Here is a 2,962-nt window from a genome sequence, read left to right as displayed (position 1 = left end):
TTGGAAATCGAAGGATGATAGGTCAGGAAGTATAAAATGGGGACGGGTATGGAAGAAAATAGAATAAGGCAAACGGGAAATGCAGAATAAGGATTTTTACATAGGGAGATGGATTACGAAATGTTTGCTGATATGTTTCATGGTGGCATCGTGCAGCCGGTATCCAGCCAGAGTGGAAGAAATGCTTGCCTTGTCGGGTAGTAATCGTGCGGAATTGGAGAAAGTGCTGGAGCATTATGTAGACAGTGCGGAGAAGCGTGAGGCTGCTGAATTTCTGATAGCAAATATGGTAGGTATTTATGTCGTGGATTCTGCTGTGCAAGAACGGCTTGCTCCTTTCTATGAACAATGCGACACCTTGCGGGAGCTTTACAAGGACAAGCAGCGGATGCGTTGGGTGAATGGGGTGGATAGTTTGTGGAGTGCTTTTCGGGATGGAAGGAATGTCGACATCAGTACTGTACCTCTTTTGCAGGTGGTGACGGCACGCCAGATGATAGCCGAGATTGACCTTGCCTTTCGTGTTTGGAAAGAGAATGTATATTCACGGGATTGCCCTTTCGAGGAGTTTTGTGAGTACATACTTCCTTTCTATCGAGGCAGTTTTGTGCTGGACGGATCGCGTGCTGATTTTGCAAATGAGTATAAAGGATTCTTTTCCCGCAATAACAGTACATTCAATGCCGATGTGGACTCGTTGATGCGTCTGCAAGCAAAGATCGCTTTTTCTTCTTTTAATGGGGCGAATGTGCCGGCTGTCAGTTGTGGAGCGCTGCAAAAAATGGGTGGTGGGACATGTGTCGAAAAAGGGGTATTCAACTCTTTGTTGTTTTCTGCTTTAGGTATGCCTATAACAGTCGATTTTGTACCATTGTGGGGAAATAGGGCGGGCGAGCATTCGTGGAATGTGCTGGTGATGAATGGGAAACATTATGCTTTTGATCCCTTTGTGACACATCGGAATTGGTTCCACAATCGGCTTTACGCTAATCTGGGGCTACATGCGATGTTTGGGTTGGGAGAATTTCGCTGTCCAAAAGTGTATAGGAAGACTTATGCCACACATGTAGAGGCTACCTTGCTGGACAAAGGGGTTGCGATGGAGGATATCCCTTCGTTGTTTAGGAATTTCAAGATGATAGATGTTTCGGCACAATACTTTGAAGGGACTGACGTAGAGGTGGAGCTGACAGAGGGCACACCGGAAGATGCTGAATATGCCTATCTGTGTGTATCTGATTCTAAAGGATGGGCTCCGGTACAATTTGGAAAAATAGAGGGTAGAAAAGCTGTGTTCAGGGATATGGGGCGGAACATAGTGTACTTACCTGCTTATTATAGGAAAGGATGTATACTGCCTGCCGCTCCACCTTTGTGGTTGAAGGCGGATGGGGAGACGGTATTGCTGGATGGCAAGACTCCGGGAGAAGACACATTGGCAGTAAGGAATATGATGTTGACACCTTATTGGAATAGCAGGTACGCCAAATGTCTGAGAGATGCAAGTATCACGGTACAGGCTGAGGACGGAAAAGAAGACACGTTGTGTAATTTTGACAGAGAACTTCCGGCAAGGCGTATGGTATACGATATATGTCATGATTCCGGGGTGCGTTTTCTCAAGATGCATCTGCCGACGGATAGCATGGCATTGGGAGAACTCGCTTTTTATACCCGGGAGGGACGGGTGAAGAATCCGCGTATTTCGTCTGCTCTGGAGCCTTTGTCGGAAACCAGGATGGAAACTGTGTTCGATAGGTTTACTGCCACTTGTTTTCGGGCAAAAGTAAAGGAGAAAGTTCTGGAGATAGACTTGGGAGAAACATGCCGGTTGACGTCGGTGGTGATAGTCCCTTATGTGACGTCGCAGATAACTGACGACAGTGTATATGGGCTGTATATATGGAAAGAAAGCGGTTGGCAACTGTTGGAAGAACGGGAAGGGGATAAGTGTGGCGTTTTATTCTTTGAAAATGTGCCGGGAAATGGGTTGTTCAGGTTGGACAGACACATGGGAAATGGTAAGGAATATACTGGCCGGATTTTTGTTTATAAAGATGGAGAAATGTTGTTGATGTAAAAAGAAAATGGAGACGAACGATAGACAGAAAAGTTGGTTGAAAGTGTGGGGAGGCAGATTGTTGAATATGATCTTCTTCTTTTGTATGTTGTTTGTGGTATATTTGGTATCAGGAGTCTTTATAGTTACTTCCTTCAAGATTCCTTCCGATTCGATGGAACCGTCTTTGCAGACGGGTGATTGTATATTGGTAGATAAATGTTCAAAAGGAGCGAGGCTGTTCGATGTGTTTGCCGCATTGGAAAAGAAGGAGGTGAAAATTCACCGTATGCCTGGGTGGAGGAAATTCAAGAGGAATGATGTGCTTGTATTCAATTTCCCTTATCCGGGAAGATGGGACAGCATTGCCTTTGATGTAATGTCATATTATGTAAAGCGTTGTATAGCAGTTCCGGGAGACACTTTGGAAATCAAGGACTGCCATTATAGGGTGAAAGGGCATGACGGATACTTGGGGAATACTGCTGCACAAGATAAATTGCAAAAATTACTTGACTCCGAGGAATTTGTGAATAGGGGAATAGTGGTTGAAAGTTATCCTTTTGATAAAGAACTGGGCTGGAGCATTGCCGAATTTGGGCCATTGTACATACCGGCTAAAGGAAGTGTAGTAGAGATGGATTCACTGAACCGGATGCTTTATAGAAATCTGATAGAATGGGAACAGAAGGAGAAACTGACGTTCAGGAGGGATACTGTATTATTGGGAGACAGTGTTATAAGCAGATACTGTTTCCGTGAGAATTATTATTTCGTATCCGGTGACAAGATGGAAAACTCGAAAGATTCACGCTATTGGGGACTGTTGCCTGAACCTTTTATTGTAGGCAGGGCTCTACGTATTTGGAAATCGAAGGATGATAGGTCAGGAAGTATAAAATG

General features: G+C 44.6%; 2 protein-coding genes. Both read left to right on the top strand.

The features are described from left to right. The first annotated feature begins 79 nt into the window (after positions 1-79). A complete protein-coding gene (locus DWZ03_RS19800) occupies positions 80-2,080 on the top strand; it encodes a hypothetical protein (RefSeq protein ID WP_120130557.1) in 2,001 nt (666 codons plus the stop codon). Between the two features lie 7 nt (positions 2,081-2,087). Beyond that, the coding region (gene lepB / locus DWZ03_RS19795; RefSeq protein WP_120130556.1) for a signal peptidase I at positions 2,088-2,962 on the top strand (875 nt) is incomplete at its 3' end.

The sequence above is a fragment of the Bacteroides sp. AF29-11 genome, from assembly GCF_003602895.1.
Taxonomy (GTDB): Bacteria; Bacteroidota; Bacteroidia; order Bacteroidales; family Bacteroidaceae; genus Bacteroides; species Bacteroides uniformis.
Note: the sequence above shows the minus strand (reverse complement) of the source record. Positions and strands in the feature narration are given on the sequence as shown.